Annotated in this window: 3 protein-coding genes; all 3 read left to right on the top strand. The window is 66.2% G+C overall.

Translation table 11 applies throughout. The features are described from left to right. Nucleotides 1-628: DUF3426 domain-containing protein (locus WBH99_RS04760; protein ID WP_424218967.1), on the top strand; the 628-nt coding region annotated here is incomplete at its 5' end. 18 nt (nucleotides 629-646) lie between these two features. Continuing rightward, nucleotides 647-1,582 (top strand): carbohydrate kinase family protein, encoded by a 936-nt coding sequence (locus WBH99_RS04755; RefSeq protein WP_424218966.1) that lies wholly within the window; start codon nucleotides 647-649, stop codon nucleotides 1,580-1,582. A 17-nt stretch (nucleotides 1,583-1,599) separates the two neighbouring features. After that, on the top strand, nucleotides 1,600-1,974 hold a 375-nt coding region (locus WBH99_RS04750; RefSeq protein WP_424218965.1), incomplete at its 3' end, for a glycine zipper 2TM domain-containing protein.

The raw sequence follows: 1,974 nt of genomic DNA, 5'->3' as shown, positions 1-1,974 counted from the left end.
CCCCATGGACCCGCTGGATGCCATCCTGGAGCGCCAGAAGCCGGCCTCCCCTGAAGACATCAAGCAACAGGGGCTTGAAACCGGCCTGCTGGCAGCTCGCGACCTGACCGAAATCCCGGGTTTTTCGCGCTGGTCCGCCGCACCGCTGGAAGGCCTGGCCTCCGCACCCACCCCTCGCGCCCTCTGGCCCTTCGTGCTGGTCAGCCTGCTCCTGATACTGGCCCTGGCCCTTCAGGCGGTATTCCACTTCCGGGGCGAACTGAGCCGCCAGGCTCCCGCCCTGGGCCAGTTGTTCTCCCAACTCGGACTGGAAATCCCCCTGCCCCGCCAGGCGGAATGGATCAGCATCGAAGCCTCGGACCTGCAGGTCGAAAACGGTTCCGGGCACCTGATCCTGCTGGCCACCCTGCGCAACCGGGCCCCTTACCCCCAGCAATGGCCGGCCCTGGAACTGACCCTGACGGATACCTACGATGCCGTGCTGGTCCGCAAGGTATTCCCGCCCCGGGAATACCTGCCCCAGGACGCAGCAAGCGCCTTCAAGCCGGGCGACACCCCGATCCGCCTCGATCTCGACGCACAAGGCATGCACCCGGCCGGCTACCGGCTCTACCTCTTCTACCCCTGATTTCTGCGGAAACCTCTCATGCACGCACTGATTTGCGGCTCTCTTGCCTACGACAACATCATGGTCTTCCCGGACCGCTTCAAGCACCACATCCTGCCCGAGCAGATCCACATCCTCAACGTCTCCTTCCTGGTGCCCGAGATGCGGCGGGAATTCGGCGGCTGCGCCGGCAACATCGCCTACAACCTGAAACTCCTGGGCGGCAGCCCCCTGATCATGGCCACCGTCGGTGACGACGCCGGCCCCTACCTGGAACGCCTCGACCGGCAGGAACTGCCCCGCACCCATGTGCGCGAGGTTTCCGGCAGCTTCACCGCCCAGGCCTTCATCACCACCGACCTGGACGACAACCAGATCACCGCCTTCCATCCCGGCGCCATGAGCTTCTCCCACCTCAACAAGGTGGCAGAGGCCAGCGGCGTCAGCCTCGGCATCGTCGCCCCGGACGGCCGCGAAGGCATGCTCCAGCATGCCCGGGACTTCGCCGCCGCCGGCATCCCCTTCATCTTCGACCCGGGCCAGGGCCTGCCCATGTTCAGCGCCGCGGAGCTCCTCGATTTCCTCGACCTGGCCGACTACGCCTGCTTCAACGACTACGAAGCCAAGCTGGCCTGCGACCGCACCGGCATGCGCATCGAACAACTGGCGCAGCGGCTCGACGCCCTGATCGTCACGAAGGGCGCGCAAGGCTCGGAGATCCACCATCAGGGCGGCTGCACCCACATTCCCTCGATCGCCGCCACCGCCATCGTGGACCCCACCGGCTGCGGCGATGCCTACCGGGCTGGCCTCCTCTATGGCATCATGAACGATTGGGACTGGACTCGCACCGGCCGGATCGCCGCCCTGATGGGCAGTTACAAGATCGCCTCCCGGGGCCCCCAGAACCATGCGCCCAGCCGTGCGGAAATCGGCGAGCGCTATTTCCGGGAATTCAACGAACGAATCTGGTAATCCAAGGAGTACCTCCCATGCAGAAGACTTCCAGCATCCTTTTCTTGAGCGCCGCCCTGATCCTGGGCGGCTGCACCAACACCTCCGGCGATGTCTATCGACGCGACCAGGCCATGCGGCAGATGACCGTCCAGAACGGGGTCGTGGTGAGCGTGCGAAACGTGACCCTGGAGGGTAACCGCAGCGGCATCGGCGCCGTGACCGGCGGCGCCCTGGGCGGCCTGGCCGGCAGCAACATCGGCCAGGGGCATGGCTCCACGGCGGGCGCCATCGTCGGGGCGGTGGCAGGCGGCGTGGCCGGCCATTCCCTGGAAGAAATCACCACCCGGGAGACCGGCCAGGAAATCACCGTCCGGCTCGACAACAACCGCACCATCAGCATCGTCCAGGGC

The organism is Azovibrio sp., from assembly GCF_049658005.1.
Taxonomy (GTDB): domain Bacteria; phylum Pseudomonadota; class Gammaproteobacteria; order Burkholderiales; family Rhodocyclaceae; genus Azovibrio.
The sequence above is the reverse complement of the archived record's forward strand: the minus strand, read 5'-3'. Positions and strand labels throughout refer to the sequence as shown.